This is a genomic window from Streptomyces sp. NPDC020681 (genome assembly GCF_044334895.1).
Lineage (GTDB): Bacteria > Actinomycetota > Actinomycetes > Streptomycetales > Streptomycetaceae > Streptomyces.
The window spans coordinates 215,558-236,176 of the sequence record NZ_JBIRTX010000004.1; the positions used below are offsets into that span (position 1 = coordinate 215,558).

The window sequence follows — 20,619 nt, forward strand, 5'->3', positions numbered from 1 at the left end:
GGGCCGGGGGCACTGGCGTACGTGTACTGAGCCTCACCAGGTCACGGGCAGCGTCTGCGGACGCTTGAACGCCGAGCCCCTCACCCACTCCAACTCCTCGGCGGGAACCGCGAGACGCAACCCCGGCAGCCCGTCCAGCAGCGCGCCGAGCGCCTCCTGGAGCTCGATCCGGCCCAGCTGCGCGCCCAGGCAGTGGTGCAGCCCGTGCCCGAAGGTCAGATGCGGGTTGTGCTCGCGGGCGATGTCGACCTCGGCGGCCTGCTCGAAGACCGACTCGTCGCGGTTGGCGGACGTGATCGCGGGAAGCACCGCCTCGCCCGCACGGATCAGCGCGCCGCCCAGCTCCATGTCCTCGGTGGCGATCCGCATCGCGCCGGCGCCGCCGCCCGCCAGCGAGTAGCGGAACAGCTCCTCGACCGCGCTGGGCACCAACTCCCGGTCGGCGAGCAGCCGTTCCCAGAGATCCGGCTTGCGCAGCAGCGTGATCAGCGCGCCGACGATCTCACCGGTCGTGGCGTGATATCCGGCCACCAGCAACGTATGACCGAAGGCCAGCAGCTCCTCCTCGGACAGCCGGTCGCCCTCCTCCCGGGCGTCGATCAGCACGGTCAGCAGATCGTCGGCCGGATTCGCCTTCTTCGTCTCGATCAGCTCGGCGAGATAGGCGTTGAGGCTGATCCGCGCCTCCATCACCGCGTCGTGCTGCGCCGCGGAGATGCTGAGCATGACGTCGGTCCACTCCCGGAACCGCTCGTGGTCCTCGTACGGGACTCCCAGCAGCTCACAGATGACCGTGATCGGCAGCGGCTGCGCCAGATGCCCGATCAGATCCGCGGGCGCCCCCTCGGCGGCCATGCCCGCCACCAGCCGGTCGGCGGTCTGCCGAACGGCCGGGCGCAGCTGCTCGATCCGTCGCGCGGTGAACGCCTTGGTGACCAGCTTCCGCAACCGGGTGTGCTCCGGCGGGTCCATCACAAAGATGGACTTCGAGCCCTTGGCGACCGGCAGCAGCCGAGGCGCGTCCGGCGCGGTCAGCGCTTCCTTGCTGAACCGCGGGTCGGCGAGCACATGACGTACGTCCTCATAGCGGGTCACCACCCACGCGCGATGGCCTGTGGGCAGCGTCAGCGGCGCGACGGGCTCCGACTCGCGCAGCTTCGCGAACTCCGGCGCGGGCTCGAGCGGATCGGGCGCGGGGAGCGGAAAGGTGCGCGGAGGATCCTCAGCGGTCATCGCGTGACTCCTTAGTGGTTCCGGCTGCTTGGGTCTCTTGGTGGGGGCGCACTGCGTCAGGCCGGATCGTGACAGCCGCGGTTCGACCCGCGATGGAGCCCGGCTCGATGCGGGCGGCGACATCGAGTCCGCTTCAAGCACCTCGTAAGCACGCCGTGTCAGCCTGCGCGCACATACGCGTACGAGGAGGACCGATGACTACCGATGCCACTGCTCCGGTGGCCGGCGAGCAGCAGCCCGAGCCGGTCCGGCGCGGCTTCCTCGGCTGGCCGCGCTGGTTCACCACGCTGTTCGGCACCGACATGTGGGAGCGGTTCAGCTTCTACGGCATGGCCGCGCTGCTCTTCCTGTACGCCTCGGAGTCGAAGGCGGACGGCGGCCTGGGGCTCGGCAACAGCACGGCAGCGGCCCTGTTCGGGGTCTATCTCTCCACCGTCTTCATGGCATCGCTGCCCGGCGGCTGGATCGGCGACCGGATACTCGGCGCCCGAAAGGCCGTCCTGTACGGCGGGATCGTCATCGCTCTCGGACATGTCTGCATGGCCGTGCCGAGCCTGCCGACGTTCTACGGCGGCCTCGGCCTGCTGGCCGTCGGCACCGGTCTGCTCAAGCCGAACCTCGCCTCGATGCTCGCCGCGTTCTATCCGCGCGACGCGCACGCCGAGCGGGACGCGGGCTTCTCGATCTTCTACATGAGCATCCAGATCAGCGCTGTGGTCGCCCCGCTGGTCACCGGAGCGCTCGGCGAACTCGTCGACTGGCACCTGGGCTTCGGCGTGGCCGCGCTCGGCATGGCGATCGGCGTACTGCAGTACGTCCGCGGCAGCGCGAGCTTCGGCGACGTCGGCAAGGAACCGACCCGCAGGGCGGCACCGGACGAGCGCCGGCGCGTGGTGCGCGGCGGCCTCGTCATCGTCGCCGCGGTGACCGTGATCCTCGGCGCGGACGCGGCGGCCGGCACGCTGAAACTGCGCCATGTGCTGATGCTGGCGGGCCTGTTCGCGATCGGCTCGACGATCGCCTGCTTCTGGTACCTGCTGCGCAGCCGGGAGGTCACGCACGAGGAGCGGGGCCGGGTGAGGGCGTACATCTGGGTCTTCCTGAGTGCCGCGATCTTCTGGATGATCTTCGTCCAGGGCGGCTCCGTCTTCACGCTCTTCGCCAAGGTCTCCACCGATCGCACGGTGGGCGGCTTCACGATCCCGGCCAGCTGGTTCCATGCTGCCGTCCCGCTGTTCATGATCGCCGTCGCCCCGTTCTTCGCCCGCCTCTGGGTCCGCCTCGGCGACCGCGTGGCCGCCCCGACGAAGCTCGCTCTCGGTCTGGGCTTCATGGGCTCGAGCCTGCTCGTGATGGCCCTGGCCACGGTGGCCGCGTCGGACGGCCACGACGTCACCCCGCTGTGGCTGCTGGTCGCGTATCTGCTTCAGGCGTGCGGCGAGATGTCCTTCGCCCCGGTCGGCATGAGCGTGACCACCAAGGTCGCCCCGGCGACTTTCATCAGCCAGATGATCGGTGTCTTCTGGCTGGCCGCGGCACTGGGAGCGGGCGTCGGCGGCCAGGCGGTCCGCTTCTCGGAGGACAACCTGCCGGGCCCGGGCTACTTCCTCATCCTCGCGGCGCTGGCGGCGGCGGTGGGGACGGCGCTGGCGCTGGGGGCCGGACGGCTGCGGCGGCGCCTGGGCGTCTAGGGCGCGGGCGCCCGGGCGCCCGGGCGTACCGGGCGTACCGGGCGTGCAGGCCTACCAGGCGTACCGGGTCAGCGTCTCGCGCGCCGGTGGGCAAAGAGCATGCCAATGGCCACCCCGACCACCAGGGTCACTGTCAGTACCGCCCAGAGGGGGAGTGTGACGGTGGGGATCCACAGCCTGACCTCGACCGACTCGGTATTTGCGGCGATGAACCAGATGGCCAGGGCGGCCAGCGCCACGAGCCCTATGGTGCGTATCCGCACGTCCCGACCCTTGACGGTCAGGGTCGGCGGGTCGTGCGGGCCGGATGTTTTCTGTGCCATGGTCCCAGTATCGAATGTTCTGGGCCATTAGTCCTGATCGGCCGCCTTCGCAGGCCACGCCGCCAGCGCCAGACCGGCGACTTCGCCCAGCTCGGCCGCCTTGGCGCCGTCCCGGGCACGTTGTGACATGCCCTGGATGACCGCGGCGAAGTACGAGGCGAGCGCGCGGGGGTCGGCCTCCGCGGGCAGCTCGCCCGCCTGCTGCGCCGTCCGCAGGCGGTCCTCGAACGCGATCAGGTTCTCCTTGCGCAGATTACGGAGAAAGATCTCGACTTCGGCGTCCTGCGGGGTGACGTTGGTGGCCGCGCTGATGGTCAGGCAGCCGGCCGGGTGCGAGGGGTCGGGGTAGCTGACCGCTGCTTCGCGCAGGATGCGGGCGAAGGCGCCGTGGGTGGTGGCCTCCTCCCGCAGGGCCACGCCGATGAAGGCGCCGACGGGTGAGCGCCGGTAGCTGTGGACCACTTCCCTGAACAGGGTCTTCTTGTCCCCGAAGGCCGCATACAGGCTGCCGGGCCTGATGCCCATGGCCGCGGTCAGCTCGCCGATGGAGGTGGCCTCGTAGCCGCGCTCCCAGAACAGCCGGGTCGCGGCCGCCAGTGCGGCGGCACGGTCGAAGCCCCGTGGCCGCCCTCGCCTCGCACTGGTTTCGCTCACATCCACATTTTAGAGCGTCCGCTCAAGAATGCGGCATTTGCTGAGTCATCGCTCAACAAATGGAGAGATTTGCCCAGTCATGGGGCTACGCACACCGCACCAGCTCCGACATCACGGCCGGCGGAAGCGACGGGTTGGCGGCCGCCGCTTCCGCCACCCGCCACTCGTCGTCGGCGAGCAGTTCGACGATGACCTGATGCGGCAGGGCCGGGTGGCCCGCGGCAATGGGCCTCGCCTGCCGGTCCGTCAGGCAGCCGAGCAGCGCCGGGGCCGTCGCATGGCGATTTCGTGCTATCACCCGGAACGCCTTCTGCACCGGCGGCTCGTGGCGGGCCAGGTCCTCCAACAGGCCCGGCGAAGCCTCCGGGTTGGCCGCGACCTTGGCGACGACCCGGACTCCGTGCAGGTCGACCATGGCACGCAGCCGGGCTTCGGAGAGACCGGGATGCGGCGCGACGGACTTGACCACCTTTGCGTCCGGGTCGGCGGCCAGCGCGTCGCGGATCACCGGCGGCAGATCGCGCCGTTCGGCCAGCAGCATCCGCACGGCCGCATTCCGCGACGTCGCCAACTCCTGGACCTCAAAGGGAGTGGCGCCTGCGATCCGCGGCAGCAGCGTTGAACCGATCCTGGTGGCACCGGCCAGGTAGGTGAGCACGTCGAGTGGCACGTTCGGGTGGTGCGCCAGCCTGCGCTGTACGTCGTGGCCTTCGTCGGTGGCCAACGCGCGGATCAGGGCTTCATCGATCGCGGGGTTCTCGGCGAGCGTGGCCCGGACGCCGGGCCGGGGATCACCGGCGAGCTGTTCGCAGACGGCCGGCGGCAGATCGGGACGGGCGGCGAGCGCCCAGCGCAGGTGCACCGACGGGTGGTCGGCGAAGGCGACGACGGCTTCGGTCGGCGTGGCCGGGTTCAGCAGAGCCATCCGCTGCGTCTCGTGCACCGTGGACTCGTGGGAGCCGTCACACGAGTCACCCGGCAGCAGATCGCAGTCGAGCCGCGGGCAGTGCGGATCATGTACGAACGGGGTCGCTTCGCGGTCGCAGACCAGGCACGACTGTGCCGGCGGCAGTCCCTCGCCGGTGATCAGCATCGCCAGCACGGCCGGCGGCGTCGCCTCGTTGGCCGCCACCGCGCGGCGGACCTCGGCATGCGGATGCCGCGCAAGCCGGGCGGCCGTTTCCGGCGTCGTCCACAACGCGAGCTCCGTGCGCACCCGTACATCCGTGTCGGCGGCGAGCTTGTCCACCACATCGGGCGGGAGGCCGGAGCAGGCGGCCAGCTTCTCCCGGCGTTCGACGACCGGATCTGCCGCGAACAGGCGCGCCCACTCCGGGCGGCCGACACCCTCGTCCAGCAGGGCGAGCGCGGCGCGCGGCTGTGCCACGGGATCGACGTCGGCGGCCGTCAGCCGGCCCGCGTAGGCAAGCTGCACGGCGACGTCCTCATGGCGCGACACCAGTGCAACCGCCTGTGCGTGGCTGAGGTCGGCGCGATCAGCGAGATGGCCGGCGACGTCGGCGTCCGCAACCGCGATCAGCAGGTCGACAAACTCGGACGGCAGGGCCGGGTTGGCGGCGAGCCCGCACAGGACATGGTTCACAGAGGCATGGTGCCTGGACCGGGATCGATTGGCTCGTGGATTTTGACGGCGGAGAGCACGCCCCAAGAACACCCCCGCCCCGGCGGGCCGCTTCACCGCCGGGGCAGGGGGAGTTCTCGGGACATGACTTACAGATCTGCGCTCACCAGCCCACCACCGACCCGCTGCGGAAGAACACTCCGCTCGGCCCGCCTTCCGGAAGCGTCGCCGCGTACACGATGTCCGCCGCCGCATCCTCCGGCGACCGCTCCGCCTCCGGGCGCATCCGCGTCCGCACCAGGCCCGGGTTGACCGCGTTCACCAACACCCCTGTGCCCGCCGTCTCCTTCGCCAGCAGCACGGTCACCGCGTTCAGCCCGGCCTTCGACACCGAGTACGCCGGCGCCTGCGGGAACAGGCCGTTCGTGAAGGAGCCCGTGCCGCTCGAAACCATCACCACCCGGCCCCAGCCGCCCGCCACCATCGCCGGCAGAAACGCCTGGGAGACCCGCCACGCGCCGAGTACGTTCACCGCGAGCGTGGCCTCGACCAGCGCCAGCGGTACGGCCGACGGCGGATCGCCGCGGTCCAGGAACGTGCCCGCGTTGTTGACCAGGACGTCCACCCGGCCCACCCGTTCCGCCGCGCGTTTGACCGACGCGTCGTCCGAGACGTCGAGGACGACCGCCTCCGCGTCCGCGCCGAGTTCGGACGCCGCCGCCGTCACCGCCTCTTCGTCGCGACCGCCGAGCACCACACGGAAGCCGCGTCCGTGCAGCAGCGTGCTGACCGCCAGGCCGAGACCCCGGTTCGCGCCGGTCACCAGCGCGGTCCGCGCTCCGGCCCGTGCTCCGGCCCGTGCTCCGTTCAGCGACGCCATCACAGCACCGCGTCCGCGAGGAGTTCGAGCTGCTCCGTCTCGCTGCCGCACGGCATGAACACGATCTCGTCGCAGCCGGCTTCCTCGTACTCCTTCACCGCCCGCCGCAGCCGGTCGGCGTCCGTGAACGCCATGCCCACGATCGACTCGGCCCGCCCGCTGAACGCGTAGTAGTCCAGCAAGTAGCCGCGAGCCCGGTCTCCCGCATCCGCGCCCAGCGAGAAGTACAGCAGGGTCACCAGATGCGGCCGGTCCTTCCGGCCCGCCTTCTCCCAAGCGGCCGTCACCCGCTCGGCGTTGGCCCGGTAGCCGGACGGGGAGCTTCCGCCGGCGATCCAGCCGCGGCCGTACTGCGCCGCACGCCGGAACGCCGCGTCCGAGGTGCCGCCGATCAGCAGCGGCGGCGGCGGACTCGGCGTCGGGCCGACCGCGCGGTCGCTGCCGAGCCCGTCGCCGCGCCAGATGCGGTCCAGGTCCACCAGCAGCGAGTCCAGCACCCGGCCGCGCGCCGAGTGCGGCACTCCGGACACCTGGAAGTCGTCCTCCCGGTTGCCGGCTGCAACGCCGAGCGTCAGCCTCCCGCCCGAGAGGGCGTCGAGCGACGCCAACTGCTTGGCCAGCAACGGGGTGTTGTTGCGGTACGGCGGAGTCAGCACCGTCGTGGCAAGACCGATCCGTTCGGTCACCGCGGCCGCCGCCGTCAGCGCGATCAGCGGCTCGTAGTTGTCGTACACCAGACGGTCGAGGACGCCGAGCGTGGAGAAGCCGAACAGCTCCGCCTGGCGCGACCAGTCGATGATCTGGTCCCGGCGGGCACCGGGCACGGTCGAGGGCAGTCCCACACCGATCTGCATCAGTGGCCTCCTTCGGCCGGGGGAGTGGACGGGGGAGTGGCCGGGCCCGCGGCAGCGAGCCCGGTGAGGACGTCGACGATCCGGGCCGGTGCCGGACGCAGTTCGATCTCGTCCCGCACCTCCTGCGCCGCCTTCCGGTACGCCGGCTGCTCCAGCAGCTCGAGCACCGCCGTACGGATCCGTTCGGGCTCCTCGGCCTCGGACTTGGTGAGGCTCAGTCCGGCCCCGGTCGCCGTGAACCGCTGGGCGTTGAAGGTGTGGTCGATCAGCTGCGGCACCACCAGCTGCGGCAGACCCGCGGCGAGTGAGGTGAGGATCGTCCCGGCGCCGCCGTGTGCCACCACCGCGTCGCAGTACGGCAGTACGGCATGCAGCGGCACCGACTCCAGCACCTTCACCCGCTCCGGGACCGCGCCGAGAAGGTGCCGCTGCTCGCGTGCGACCGCCACCACGATCCCGACGTCCAGCGAGTCGAGCGCGGCGACGATCCGCGGCGCCAGATACATGTCGTCGTGGAGCCGACCCACGGTCGTGCCCCAGGTGACGCAGACCCGCGGCCTGCGGCGCTCGGCCGGCGGCAGCGGGACGGGCAGTGATCCGGAGCCGTTGTACGGAACCGGGCGCACGGGCTGCCGCACGATGGGCCGGGACGCCTCCGCCGCCGGCACCTGCATCGCGGCCGGGCACGGATCGACGGTCAGTGAGCCGAGCAGATCCACGCCGTCCAGGCCGAAGCGCTCGCACAGCGGGGCCATCACCTCGCGCTCCAGCTCCACCGCTCCGGCGCGGTGCATCAGATCCGCACCCCACGGGAAGCGCACGGCAGGCACGCCGAGCACCGCGGCCGCCAACGGACCGGCGTACGCCGTGGGTTCGTAGACGATGACATCGGGCCGCCAGGCGCGGCAGTACGCCACGAGGTCGTCCGCCATGGCCGTGGCCAGATCCGCGAACAGCCCCACAGCACGTGGCCCCTTGGCCCGGGTCGGCCGGTCGCCGGGAGTGCCGGTCGGCGCGCGGCCCGGAATGTAGTCGCGGATCCGCGCGACGGCGTCGACGCTGTCGTCCCCGACCGCCACCGCGGGCACGCCGGACGCCGCGATCGTCGCGCTCAGCGAGGGCGAACTGGCCGCCCGCACCTCGTGACCGGCCGCCCGCAGCGCCCAGGCCAGCGGAACCATCTGGTAGTAGTGGGTCGGCCAGGCCCAGCTCGTGAACAGCACCCGCATGTGTCCATCGCCCTTCCGGTGCGTCAGGGGAGGCCCCCTGCTCTTCAGTCGCCGAGCCCCGCCTGCCGGTGCGCCTCCGCCGCGGCGCGCACCAGGACCAACTGGCCCTCCAGCGTGGGCGCGTAGGGCGAGATTCCGAGCGTGGTCACGCCCGCCGCCGCGAAGTCGGCCATCCGGCGCGCGATCCGGTCCGGCGGCCCCAGCAGTGAGGTGGAGTCGATGAACTCGACGGGCACGGCCGCCGCCGCGCCCCGCGCGTCACCGGCCTTGAAGCGGTCCTGGACCTCGTCCGCCGCCCGCTCGTGGCCCATCCGCACGGCCAGCCGGTAGTAGAAGTTGTTGTCCTTGTCGCCGAGGCTCATGAAGCGCGCGACATAGTGGCTGATGGCCTCGGCCGCGGTCCGCACGTCGTCGCCGACCGCCATCGGAGCGGACACGAACGCGTCGAACCCGTCCAGCTCCAGACCGGCCCGCTGCCGTCCCGTACGCAGCTGGACCAGCGCCTCCTTGGCGAGCTCCGGGGAGCAGAACACACCCACCCAGCCGTCCGCGATCTCACCGGTCAGCTGCAGACTGCGCGGCCCGACCGCCGCCAGATACACCGGCAGCCGGGGCTGCGCGGGCTCGGTGGTGAGCCGGAACGCTCCGCCGTTGCCGCCGGGCAGCGGCAGCGCGAAGTGCTCGCCCGCGTACACGACTTCCTCGCGCGCCAGCGTCCGCCGCACCACCTCCACGTACTCCTTGGTGCGTGCCAGCGGCCTCGCGAACGGCGCGCCGTGCCAGCCCTCGGTCACATGCGCGTTGGAGATGCCGAGCCCGAGCCGGAACCTGCCGCCGGACAGACCGTCCAGCGTGGCCGCGGTCAGCGCCATGCTCACCGGAGTGCGGGCCGGGATCTGGATGACCGTGGAGAGCAGGCCGATACGGCTGGTGCGCGCGGCGACCCAGCCCAGCACGGAGATCGCGTCCGAACGGAAACCCTCCGGCGCCGCGGCCACGTCGTAGCCCAGCCGCTCCGCCTCCTGCGCCGTCTCGGCGCACCCCTGGGGGACGAGATTGATCCCGAGTCGCATCGCGCGTCACTCGTCCTTGTAGGCGATGACGAGCGAGTCCGTGTTGCTGAGCACCTTGGACTCGGTGCGTGAGAAGCCGGCCGAACGCGCCCACCCGGCACACTCGTCGGCGCTGTACTCCGAGCCGGTGTGCGTGACCAGCAGCATGTCCAGGCTGATCAGGATGTTGACCAGATCGGTCGGCTGCTCGGTGACCATCCGGTCGTACACCAGCAGCGCACCGCCCGGACGGACGGCCCGGAACGCCTTGGTGATCAGGCCCTGGCGCTCCTCGGCGTTCCAGTTGTGCAGCACATGCCCCATGATCAGTACGTCGCCCTCGGGCAGCTCGTCGACGAAGAAGTTGCCGCCCACGAAGCTGATGTGCTCGCGCGTGCCGAGCTTCTCCATGTGCTCGTCGAACGCCCAGCCCATGTGCGGCAGATCGAAGACGGTCGCCTTCGGCTTCGGGTGCGTCTCCAGCAGCAGTGCGGAGAGGTTGCCGCGCGCGCCGCCGACGTCGACGAAGGTCTCGTACGCGGAGAAGTCGAAGGCCGCGGCCAGCTTCGGCGCGACCAGGCTGTTGAGCGAGTCCATCATGCCGAGGAACTGCCGCAGATGGTCGGGGTCGTCGCCCATCTGCCCGACGATGTCCCCCTCCTTGCCCTTGACCTGCGGCTCTCCGGTGCGCAGCGCCTCGGTGAGATTGGTCCACGCCGGGTAGAGCATCGAGTTGGCGCGCTCCAGGAAACCGCCGGCGTAGCTGCGCTTGTTGCGGTCGAGGAAGCGGTCGGCGGCCGGGCTGTTGCGGTAGCGGCCGTCCGCCTGCTCGACCAGGCCGAGCGTCACCAGCGCGGCGACGAAGTCCTCCGCACCGCGCGGGTGCAGGCCCGCGGACTCGACCAGTTCGTCCTTGGTGACAGGTCCGGCGGCGAGGGTGGAGAAGACATCCAGCTCCAGCGCGCTCAGCAGGATCTTGGCCGTGCAGAAGGCGGTGCCGAGACGGATGAGCGCCTCCGGGCTGGACGTGTCCGTGAGGGAAGCGTGAGTCGTCACAGACGGACTCCTTTCTCGGTTTCCGGACAGGTTTCTCGGTTCCGGGCGGGTTTCGCTTACCGGGCGGGGTCATGGCGTGCTCGGGCCATGTTTTGGCACCGGCCTCGAAGTCCTCTTGAGCGGGGATCGCTCCCGCGTCCCACGCAGGCCGGAGCGGCCCTCGATCGGACGTTGAGCGGCGGCGGAGACGGTGACGCCGAATCCCCGTGCTCTTGGAGGCAGACGACATGGCCGACAAACCACCGTTCCGCGTGATCCTGCGGATGGAGATCCTTCCGGGCGTGCAGGAGGAGTTCGAGAAGATCTGGTGGGAGGTGGGCTCGGCCATCGCCAGGCAGCCCGCCAATCGAGGACAGACGCTGGTGCGCTCGGTCGACGAGGACCGCGTCTATTACGTCATCACGGACTGGGCCGACGAGCCCTCGTTCCGCGCCTTCGAGCGCAGCGAGGCCCATGTCGAGCACCGGCGCAGGCTGAAGCCGTACCGCGGCGGCGGCCATATGACCCTGACGGAGACGGTGTACGAGCTGCCGCCCGCGCCGCCGGCCGCCGAGGTGCCCGAGCCGCGGACCTCGCCGGAGACGGACCGCATCGCCTTCATCGGCCTCGGCAACATGGGCGCCGGGATGGCCCACAGCCTGATCGACGCGGGCAACGCGCTGACCGTCTACAACCGCACCGCCGCCAAGACCGAGCCGCTGGCCGAGGCGGGCGCGACCGTGGCCGCGAACGCGGCCGAGGCGGCCGCGGGTCGGTCCGTCGTCGTGCTCAGCCTCAGCGACGAACCGGCCGTCGAGGACGTGCTGTTCGGCCAGATCGTGCCCGTCCTCGCGCCAGGCGCGATCGTCGTCGACACCTCCACCGTCTCCCCGGCGTACGCGAAGGAGTCCGCCGCCAGGCTGTCGGCCGCCGGGCTGCGCCGGGTCGAGGCCTGTGTCGTCGGCAACCCCTTCCAGGCCCGCGAGGGCAAACTGCGCGTCTACACCAGCGGCAACCAGGACGACATCGACGAGGTGCACGCGCTGCTGCACACCATCGGCAGCGAGGTCGTCCATCTCGGGGAGCCCGGCACCGCCGCCACCATCAAGCTCATCTTCAACCTGCTGCTCGGCGCCCAGGTCGCGTCGCTCGCCGAGGCCGTCGCGTACGGCATCGAGGCCGGACTCGACCGGGACCGGCTGCTCGGCGCCATCGCAGGCAGCGGATTCAGCTCCGTCGTCATGCGGTTCCGTGCCGAGCTGATGCGCAAGTCCAGCTACGAGCCGGCCTTCTTCCGTTCCACGCTGATGGAGAAGGACCTGCGGCTCGCCATCGATGACGCCGGCCTGGCCGGCGTCCGGCTGCCGGTGCTCGACACCGTGCGGGCGAGCTTCGCCGCGGCGGTCGCGGCCGGCGACGGCGACAAGGACGCCTCGGTCCTCATCGAGCACACCACCGCCGCGGCGCAGAAGGAGGAAGCGGCGAAGGGGGAACGGCAGTGACCGGCGACGACGCGGAACACCTGCGGCTGAAGGAGATCGCCGAGGTCGCCGAGGCGTCGGGCGAACTCGTCGGAGAGCTTCCGCTCGACGACGACGACCGGATGCTCGACCTCGTCTTCGTCTGGTTCCGCGCCTGTTTCCGGCCCGAACGTGCCCACGGCAGAGGCGGCATCTTCCACTACGAGGTCAACACGCCTTCCGGCGTACGGCATCGCTATGTCACCGTCGCCGACGGCCACTGCACATCGGCCCGCGACGCCGCGACCCCGAACGCCACCATCGGCGTCGACATGCAGGACCTTCTCTCCCTGGCGACCGGTGAACTGAAAGGCACCGACGCGTTCATCAGCGGCCGCCTGAAAATCTCCGGCGACGTCTTCTTCGCCATGAACTGGATCGAGTGGTTCGGATCCCGCAGTGCACAGCCCACGGCGGAATAGCCCATGAGCGACGGCGAATTCGTTTAGCCGCCTTCGAGCCCTCTTGCAGGACCCAGGCGCAGCCTGGCCGAACGAAGCGCAGCCCACGCCCGGTAATTGGAGGATTCGTGTCCCTTCGCCTGTTCACCTCGGAATCAGTGACCGAGGGCCACCCCGACAAGATCGCCGACCAGATCAGCGACGCCGTCCTCGACGCGCTGCTCGCGCAGGACCCCAAGTCCCGGGTCGCCGTCGAGACGCTGATCACCACCGGCCAGGTCCACCTGGCCGGCGAGGTCACCACCAACGCGTACGCCGACATCCAGCAACTGGTCCGCGACACGGTGCTGAAGATCGGTTACGACTCGTCGGCGAAGGGCTTCGACGGCGCGTCCTGCGGCGTCTCGGTCTCCATCGGCGCGCAGTCGCCGGACATCGCGCAGGGCGTCGACACCGCGTACGAGAAGCGGGTCGAGGGCGATGAGGACGCCCTGCGCGAGCAGGGCGCCGGCGACCAGGGCCTGATGTTCGGCTACGCGTCCGACGAGACGCCCGAACTGATGCCGCTGCCCATCACGCTCGCCCACCGCCTCGCCAAGCGCCTCACCGAGGTGCGCAAGAACGGGACCGTGCCGTATCTGCGGCCCGACGGCAAGACCCAGGTCACCATCGAGTACGACGGCGACGAGGCGGTCCGCCTGGACACCGTGGTCGTCTCCTCGCAGCACGCGCCCGGCATCGACCTCGACACGCTGCTCATCCCGGACATCCGCGACTGCGTCGTGCGCCCGGTGCTCCAGGAGCTCGTCGAGGACGGCGTGCAGCTGCGTACTGAGGGCTACCGGCTGCTGGTGAACCCGACCGGCCGCTTTGAGATCGGCGGCCCGGTCGGCGACGCCGGCCTCACCGGTCGCAAGATCATCATCGACACGTACGGCGGCATGGCGCGCCACGGCGGTGGCGCGTTCTCCGGCAAGGACCCGTCCAAGGTGGACCGTTCGGCGGCGTACGCGATGCGCTGGGTCGCCAAGAACGTGGTCGCCGCGGGTCTGGCCAAGCGCTGCGAGGTCCAGGTCGCGTACGCGATCGGCAAGGCGGACCCGGTCGGTCTGTTCGTCGAGACCTTCGGCACCGAGACCGTGCCGGTCACCCGCATCCAGTCCGCCATCACCGACGTCTTCGACCTGCGGCCGGCCGCCATCATCCGCGACCTCGACCTGCTGCGGCCGATCTACGCGCAGACCGCGGCGTACGGCCACTTCGGCCGCGACCTTCCCGAGTTCACCTGGGAGTCCACCGACCGCGCGGAGAAGCTGCGCCAGGCAGCCATCGCCGACTGAACCAAGGAGTCAAGACCGTGCGCATAGCCGTGACAGGTTCGATCGCAACGGACCATCTGATGGTCTTTCCCGGCCGGTTCACCGAGCAGCTGATCGCCGGAAGCCTCGACAAGGTGTCGCTCTCCTTCCTCGTCGAAGAGCTGGACATCCGGCGCGGCGGCGTCGGAGCGAACATCGCCTTCGGCCTGGGACGGCTGGGCATCGGCCCCTACCTCGTCGGAGCGGTGGGCGCGGACTTCGCCGACTACCAGATCTGGCTCAAGGAGAACGGCGTCGACACAGACTCCGTGCGCATCAGCGAGACGCTGCACACCGCGCGTTTCGTGTGCACGACGGACGCCGACAACAACCAGATCGGCTCCTTCTATCCCGGAGCCATGAGCGAGGCCCGCACCATCGAGCTGGCACCGGTACGGGACCGGGCCGGCGGTCTCGACCTGGTGGTCATCTCGCCCAACGACCCGGGCGCGATGATCCGCCACACCCGTGAATGCAACAGCCTGGGACTGGCGTTCGCCGCCGATCCCTCGCAGCAGCTCGCTTTCATGGGCCGCGACGACATCCGCGAACTCCTCGACCACCCGGCCTATCTGTTCACCAACGAGTACGAGAGCGTGCTCATCCAGGAGAAGACCGGCTGGACCGAACAGCAGCTCCTGGGCCGGGTCGGCACCTGGGTCACCACACTGGGCGCGGACGGCGTCCGCATCTCACGCGCCGGGCTGCTGCCCGTCGAGGTGGGCTCGGTGCCGCCGAACGGCACGCTGGAGCCGACTGGCGCCGGAGACGCCTTCCGGGCGGGCTTCCTCGCGGCGACCGCCTGGGGCCTCGGGCTGGAGAGCGCGGCCCGGCTGGGCAGCGCACTGGCGACGACCGTGCTGGAGACCACGGGCCCGCAGCCGGCCGAGCTGAACGGCGCCGAACTGCTGGCACGCATCCGTGACGCATACGGAGAAGCAGCCGCCGCCGAACTGGCTCCGCACGTGGCGGCACTGGGATGAGCGGGACCCGTGCCGACGCCCTGCGCGAGGCCTTTGCCACCCGTGTGGTGGTGGCGGACGGGGCCATGGGCACGATGCTGCAGGAGCAGGATCCGACGCTCGAGGACTTCGAGAATCTTGAAGGCTGCAACGAGATTCTGAATGTGACCCGCCCGGACATCGTCCGGTCCGTCCACGAGGCGTATTTCGAGGTCGGGGTCGACTGCGTCGAGACGAATACGTTCGGTGCGAATTTCGCGGCGCTGGGGGAGTACGACATTCCTGAGCGGGTCTACGAACTGTCGGAATCTGGTGCGCGTATTGCCCGGGAGGTTGCGGACGAGTTCACGGCGTCGACCGGGCAGCAGCGGTGGGTGCTGGGTTCGATGGGTCCGGGCACGAAGCTGCCGACGCTGGGCCACGCTCCGTATGTGAAGCTGCGGGATGCCTATCAGCAGAATGCCGAGGGCATGATCGCCGGCGGTGCGGATGCGCTGCTGGTGGAGACGACGCAGGACCTGCTGCAGACCAAGGCCTCGATCATCGGGGCCCGGAGGGCGCTGGACGCCACCGGCAGCGATCTGCCGCTGCTGTGTTCGGTGACGGTCGAGACGACCGGCACGATGCTGCTCGGTTCGGAGATCGGTGCGGCGCTGACGGCGCTGGAGCCGCTGGGCATCGACATGATCGGCCTGAACTGCGCGACCGGACCGGCGGAAATGAATGAACACCTCCGCTATCTGGCCCGGCATGCGCGCACCCGGGTGTCGGCGATGCCCAATGCCGGCCTGCCGGTACTGACCAAGGACGGCGCGCACTACCCGTTGAGCCCCGCCGAACTGGCCGACGCCCACGAGGCATTCGTGCGCGAACACGGTGTGTCGCTGGTCGGTGGCTGCTGTGGTACGACGCCGGAGCATCTGCGGCAGGTGGTGGAGCGGGTGCGTGGTCTTGCTCCGACCGAGCGGGAGCCGCGTCCGGAGCCGGGTGCGGCGTCGTTGTACCAGACGGTGCCGTTCCGGCAGGACACGGCGTATATGGCGATCGGTGAGCGGACGAACGCGAACGGGTCGAAGAAGTTCCGTGAGGCGATGCTGGAGGCCCGCTGGGACGACTGTGTGGAGATGGCGCGGGACCAGATCCGTGAAGGCGCGCACATGCTGGACCTGTGTGTGGACTATGTCGGCCGTGACGGTGTGGCGGACATGGAGGAGCTGGCGGGCCGGTTCGCGACTGCCTCGACGCTGCCGATCGTGCTGGACTCGACGGAGGTCGAGGTGATCCGGGCGGGGCTGGAGAAGCTCGGCGGCCGTGCGGTGATCAACTCGGTGAACTACGAGGACGGCGACGGACCCGAGTCACGCTTCGCCAAGGTCACCGCCCTGGCCCGGGAGCACGGTGCCGCACTGATGGCGCTCACCATCGACGAGGAGGGCCAGGCCCGCACCGTCGAGAACAAGGTGGCCATCGCCGAGCGGCTCATCGACGACTTGACCGGCAACTGGGGCATCCACGAGTCGGACATCCTGATCGACATGCTGACCTTCACGATCTGCACCGGTCAGGAAGAGTCCCGCAAGGACGGCATCAACACCATTGAGGCGATACGGGAGTTGAAACGCCGGCACCCGGACGTCCAGACGACTCTTGGTCTGTCGAACATTTCCTTCGGCCTGAATCCGGCCGCTCGGATCGTGCTGAACTCGGTGTTCCTGGACGAATGCGTGAAGGCCGGTCTGGACTCGGCGATCGTGCATGCCAGCAAGATTCTGCCGATCGCCAGGCTGGAAGAAGAACACGTCCGGGTCGCCCTCGACTTGATTCACGACCGGCGTGCGGACGGCTACGACCCGCTGCAGAAATACCTCGAACTCTTCGAGGGCGTGAACACGAAGTCGATGAAGGCGGGCAAGGCGGAGGAACTGCTCGCGCTGCCGCTGGACGAGCGGCTGCAGCGCCGGATCATCGACGGCGAGAAGAACGGTCTCAACGAGGATCTGGCCGAGGCCCTGACCACGCGTCCCGCCCTGGAGATCGTGAATGACACGTTGCTGGCGGGCATGAAGGTGGTCGGTGAGCTGTTCGGTTCGGGCCAGATGCAGCTGCCGTTCGTTTTGCAGTCGGCCGAGGTGATGAAGAACGCGGTGGCCTATCTGGAGCCGCACATGGAGAAGTCGGATGCGGAAGGCAAGGGCACGATCGTGCTGGCCACGGTCCGTGGCGACGTCCATGACATCGGCAAGAACCTGGTCGACATCATCCTGTCGAACAACGGCTACAACGTCGTCAACCTGGGCATCAAACAGCCGGTCTCCGCGATCCTGGAAGCCGCTGAGGAGCACCGGGCGGATGTCATCGGCATGTCCGGTCTGCTGGTGAAGTCCACGGTGATCATGAAGGAGAACCTGGAGGAGCTGAACCAGCGCAAGCTGGCGGCGGACTATCCGGTGATCCTCGGTGGTGCGGCGCTGACCCGGGCGTATGTGGAGCAGGATCTGCATGAGATCTACGAGGGCGAAGTGCGTTATGCGCGGGACGCGTTCGAGGGTCTGCGGCTGATGGACGCGCTGATCGCGGTCAAGCGCGGAGTGCCCGGGGCCGTCCTGCCCGAACTCAAGCAACGCCGCGTGGCCAAGCGGGACACGCCCGTACTGGATGTCACCGAGCCCGAGGGGGCCGCGCGTTCGGACGTCGCCATCGACAATCCTGTCCCCGAGCCGCCGTTCTGGGGCACCCGGGTGATCAAGGGAATCCAGCTGAAGGAGTACGCCTCCTGGCTGGACGAGGGCGCGCTGTTCAAGGGCCAGTGGGGCCTGAAGGATGCCAGGACGATCGAGGAGGAGGGCCGGCCGCGGCTGCGGGGCTGGCTGGACCGGCTGCACACCGACGGCCTGCTCGAAGCCGCCGTGGTCCACGGCTACTTCCCGTGCGTGTCCAAGGGCGACGACCTGATCCTGCTCAACGAGGACGGCTCCGAGCGCACCCGGTTCACCTTCCCTCGCCAGCAGCGCGGCCGCCGCCTCTGCCTCGCCGACTACTTCCGTCCCGAGGAGTCCGGCGAGACCGACGTCGTGGGACTACAGATCGTCACCGTCGGCTCCAGGATCGGCGAGGCGACGGCCAAGCTGTTCGAGGCCGACGCCTACCGCGACTATCTCGAACTGCACGGTCTGTCCGTCCAGTTGGCCGAGGCGCTCGCCGAGTACTGGCACGCCCGCGTCCGCGGCGAACTGGGCATCTCCGGTGCCGATCCGGACAACCTCAGCGACATGTTCCGCACCGAGTACCAGGGCTGCCGCTACTCGCTCGGCTACCCGGCCTGCCCCGACCTCGAGGACCGGGCCAAGATCGCCGACCTGCTGGAGCCGGAGCGGATCGGCGTCCAGCTGTCGGAGGAGTTCCAGCTCCATCCCGAGCAGTCCACCGACGCGATCGTCATGCACCACCCCGAGGCCACCTACTTCAACGCGGGAGGCGGCCGCTCATGACAACTGTCCGTGATCTCCGGGACGTTCTGGCGGCGGGGGAGCGGTCGTACTCCTTCGAGTTCTTCCCGCCCAAGACCGACGCCGGCGAGGAGCGCCTCTGGAGCGCCATCCGCAGGATCGAAGGCCTCTCGCCGGCGTTCGTCTCGGTGACGTACGGCGCCGGAGGATCGTCCCGGGACCGTACGGTCGCCGTGACGAAGAAGATCGCCGCACAGACCACGCTGCGCCCGGTCGCCCATCTGACGGCCGTCGGCCACTCGGTGGCCGAGCTGCGGCACATCATTGGCCAGTACGCCGACGCGGGCATCCGCGACGTCCTCGCGCTGCGCGGCGACCCGCCCGGCGACCCGAACGGCGAGTGGATCGCCCACCCCCAGGGCCTGAGCCATGCGGTCGAACTCGTCGAACTCGTCCATGAACTGGGCGACTTCAGCGTCGGCGTCGCCGCCTTCCCGGAGCGCCACCCCCGCTCACCGGACTGGGACAGCGACATCCGCCATTTCGCCGCCAAGTGCCGTGCGGGCGCCGACTACGCGATCACGCAGATGTTCTTCGACGTCGAGTACTACCTGCGGCTGCGCGATCTGGCCGCCGCGGCGGGGTGCGACACCCCGATCATTCCCGAAATCATGCCGGCGACCGACTACCGGCAGATCAGCCGCTTCGCCGAACTCAGCGGAGCGGCATTCCCGGACGACCTCGCGCGGCGGCTGCACGCCGCACGGGACAGGCCGGACGAAGCTCATCGGATCGGTGTCGACCATGCGATCGCGATGGCGGAGCGGCTGCTCGACGAAGGCGCTCCAGGACTGCACTACATCACCCTGAACCGATCGCCTGCGACGGTGGAGATACACCGGAGCGTCACAAAGACGAGGAGTACTCATGCCCTCTCAGTCCGCCACTGAGTTCACCGATTTCAAGGTGGCCGACCTCTCCCTCGCGGAATTCGGCCGCAAGGAGATCACTCTCGCCGAGCATGAGATGCCCGGTCTGATGTCGATCCGCAAGGAGTACGCCGCGACGCAGCCGCTCGCCGGTGCCCGCATCACCGGCTCGCTGCACATGACGGTGCAGACCGCGGTCCTCATCGAGACGCTGATCGCGCTGGGCGCGGAGGTCCGCTGGGTCTCCTGCAACATCTTCTCCACGCAGGACCACGCGGCCGCCGCCATCGCCGCCGCCGGGATCCCGGTCTTCGCCTGGAAGGGCGAGACGCTGGAGGAGTACTGGTGGTGCACGGAGCAGGCGCTCAAGTGGCCCGGCCACGCGGGCCCGAACATGATCCTCGACGACGGCGGTGACGCCACCCTGCTGGTCCACAAGGGCGTCGAGTTCGAGAAGGCCGGCGCCGTGCCGGACCCGTCCACCGCGGACAACGACGAATTCCGCGTCGTACTGGAGCTGTTGAACAACTCCGGCCTCAAGTGGTCCGAGCTCGCCGCGGAGATCCGCGGTGTGACGGAGGAGACCACGACCGGTGTTCACCGTCTGTACGAGATGCACCGCGACGGGTCGCTGCTGTTCCCGGCGATCAATGTCAATGACGCCGTCACCAAGTCGAAGTTCGACAACAAGTACGGCTGCCGGCACTCGCTGGTCGACGGCATCAACCGCGCCACTGACGTGCTGATCGGCGGCAAGGTCGCCGTGATCTGCGGTTACGGCGACGTGGGCAAGGGCTGCGCGGAGTCGCTCCGCGGCCAGGGCGCGCGGGTGATCGTGACGGAGATCGACCCGATCTGCGCGCTGCAGGCGGCGATGGACGGCTACCAGGTCGCGACCCTCGACGACGTGGTGGAGAGCGCGGACATCTTCGTCACCACGACCGGCAACAAGGACATCATCCTGGCGTCGGACATGACCAGGATGAAGCACCAGGCGATCGTGGGGAACATCGGTCACTTCGACAACGAGATCGACATGGCGGGCCTGGCGAAGATTCCGGGCATTGTGAAGGACGAGGTCAAGCCGCAGGTCCACACGTGGACGTTCGCGGACGGCAAGGTGATCATCGTGCTGTCCGAGGGCCGTCTGCTGAACCTGGGCAACGCGACGGGCCACCCGTCGTTCGTGATGTCCAACAGCTTCGCGGACCAGACGCTGGCGCAGATCGAGCTGTTCACGAAGCCGCAGGAGTACCCGACCGACGTGTATGTGCTGCCGAAGCACCTGGACGAGAAGGTGGCCCGGCTGCACCTGGACGCGCTCGGCGTGAAGCTGACCACGCTCCGTCCCGAGCAGGCCGCGTACATCGGCGTCGAGGTCGAGGGCCCGTACAAGCCCGACCACTACCGCTACTGACCCGGCCGACGTACCACCATCGAGACCAGGCCCCCGCCTATCCCCCGGGCGGG

At 69.6% G+C, this 20,619-nt stretch carries 17 protein-coding genes; 8 read left to right on the top strand and 9 right to left on the bottom strand.

Going from position 1 to position 20,619, the window contains the following annotated elements:
• Positions 1–33 precede the first annotated feature (33 nt).
• Entirely contained in the window at positions 34–1,233 is a 1,200-nt protein-coding gene (locus ACH4YL_RS11145; RefSeq protein WP_398506956.1) for a cytochrome P450, read from the bottom strand.
• 194 nt (positions 1,234–1,427) lie between these two features.
• Here ACH4YL_RS11145 and ACH4YL_RS11150 point away from each other — a divergent pair, with 194 nt between their 5' ends.
• On the top strand, positions 1,428–2,924 hold the full coding sequence (locus tag ACH4YL_RS11150) for a peptide MFS transporter (protein ID WP_398506958.1): 1,497 nt from the start codon (positions 1,428–1,430) through the stop codon (positions 2,922–2,924).
• A 68-nt stretch (positions 2,925–2,992) separates the two neighbouring features.
• Here ACH4YL_RS11150 and ACH4YL_RS11155 read toward each other — a convergent pair whose 3' ends face one another.
• From ACH4YL_RS11155 to ACH4YL_RS11190, 8 genes are all read right to left on the bottom strand, one after another.
• Complete coding sequence (locus ACH4YL_RS11155; RefSeq protein WP_398506960.1) at positions 2,993–3,247, bottom strand: lipopolysaccharide assembly protein LapA domain-containing protein; 255 nt, start codon at positions 3,245–3,247, stop codon at positions 2,993–2,995.
• Positions 3,248–3,274: 27 nt separating this feature from the next.
• Positions 3,275–3,901 (bottom strand): TetR/AcrR family transcriptional regulator, encoded by a 627-nt coding sequence (locus tag ACH4YL_RS11160; RefSeq protein ID WP_398506962.1) that lies wholly within the window; start codon positions 3,899–3,901, stop codon positions 3,275–3,277.
• 85 nt (positions 3,902–3,986) lie between these two features.
• Entirely contained in the window at positions 3,987–5,504 is a 1,518-nt protein-coding gene (locus tag ACH4YL_RS11165) for a hypothetical protein (RefSeq protein WP_398506964.1), read from the bottom strand.
• 142 nt (positions 5,505–5,646) lie between these two features.
• On the bottom strand, positions 5,647–6,363 hold the full coding sequence (locus tag ACH4YL_RS11170) for an SDR family NAD(P)-dependent oxidoreductase (protein ID WP_398506966.1): 717 nt from the start codon (positions 6,361–6,363) through the stop codon (positions 5,647–5,649).
• Complete coding sequence (locus tag ACH4YL_RS11175) at positions 6,363–7,217, bottom strand: LLM class flavin-dependent oxidoreductase (RefSeq protein ID WP_398506967.1); 855 nt, start codon at positions 7,215–7,217, stop codon at positions 6,363–6,365. The genes ACH4YL_RS11170 and ACH4YL_RS11175 overlap by 1 nt, the downstream gene beginning before the upstream one ends.
• Positions 7,217–8,446 carry a nucleotide disphospho-sugar-binding domain-containing protein gene (locus tag ACH4YL_RS11180; RefSeq protein ID WP_398506969.1) on the bottom strand — a complete coding sequence of 410 codons (1,230 nt, stop codon included), beginning with the start codon at positions 8,444–8,446 and terminating at the stop codon, positions 7,217–7,219. Before ACH4YL_RS11180 ends, ACH4YL_RS11175 begins: the two co-directional genes overlap by 1 nt.
• 44 nt (positions 8,447–8,490) lie before the next feature.
• The gene (locus ACH4YL_RS11185) at positions 8,491–9,519 is read right to left on the bottom strand and encodes an LLM class flavin-dependent oxidoreductase (RefSeq protein WP_398506971.1); all 1,029 of its coding nucleotides are present in this window, start codon (positions 9,517–9,519) and stop codon (positions 8,491–8,493) included.
• Between the two features lie 6 nt (positions 9,520–9,525).
• A complete protein-coding gene (locus ACH4YL_RS11190) occupies positions 9,526–10,554 on the bottom strand; it encodes a methyltransferase (RefSeq protein WP_398506973.1) in 1,029 nt (342 codons plus the stop codon).
• A 227-nt stretch (positions 10,555–10,781) separates the two neighbouring features.
• Between ACH4YL_RS11190 and ACH4YL_RS11195 the strand changes: the two genes are divergently transcribed.
• The 7 genes from ACH4YL_RS11195 (at position 10,782) to ahcY (ending at position 20,566) form a co-directional block, all read left to right on the top strand.
• Positions 10,782–12,035, top strand: coding sequence for an NAD(P)-binding domain-containing protein (locus ACH4YL_RS11195; RefSeq protein ID WP_398506975.1), 1,254 nt, complete (start codon positions 10,782–10,784; stop codon positions 12,033–12,035).
• Complete coding sequence (locus tag ACH4YL_RS11200) at positions 12,032–12,475, top strand: SCP2 sterol-binding domain-containing protein (protein WP_398506977.1); 444 nt, start codon at positions 12,032–12,034, stop codon at positions 12,473–12,475. The genes ACH4YL_RS11195 and ACH4YL_RS11200 overlap by 4 nt, the downstream gene beginning before the upstream one ends.
• A 107-nt stretch (positions 12,476–12,582) precedes the next feature.
• Positions 12,583–13,794: a methionine adenosyltransferase gene (gene metK / locus ACH4YL_RS11205; RefSeq protein ID WP_398506979.1), complete on the top strand. Its 1,212-nt coding sequence runs from the start codon at positions 12,583–12,585 to the stop codon at positions 13,792–13,794.
• Between the two features lie 17 nt (positions 13,795–13,811).
• The gene (locus ACH4YL_RS11210) at positions 13,812–14,795 is read left to right on the top strand and encodes a carbohydrate kinase family protein (RefSeq protein ID WP_398506980.1); all 984 of its coding nucleotides are present in this window, start codon (positions 13,812–13,814) and stop codon (positions 14,793–14,795) included.
• Complete coding sequence (gene metH, locus ACH4YL_RS11215) at positions 14,792–18,262, top strand: methionine synthase (protein ID WP_398506982.1); 3,471 nt, start codon at positions 14,792–14,794, stop codon at positions 18,260–18,262. Before ACH4YL_RS11210 ends, metH begins: the two co-directional genes overlap by 4 nt.
• Positions 18,259–19,170, top strand: coding sequence for a methylenetetrahydrofolate reductase [NAD(P)H] (metF, locus tag ACH4YL_RS11220; RefSeq protein WP_398506984.1), 912 nt, complete (start codon positions 18,259–18,261; stop codon positions 19,168–19,170). The genes metH and metF overlap by 4 nt, the downstream gene beginning before the upstream one ends.
• On the top strand, positions 19,148–20,566 hold the full coding sequence (gene ahcY, locus ACH4YL_RS11225) for an adenosylhomocysteinase (RefSeq protein ID WP_398506986.1): 1,419 nt from the start codon (positions 19,148–19,150) through the stop codon (positions 20,564–20,566). The genes metF and ahcY overlap by 23 nt, the downstream gene beginning before the upstream one ends.
• Positions 20,567–20,619: the final 53 nt, after the last annotated feature.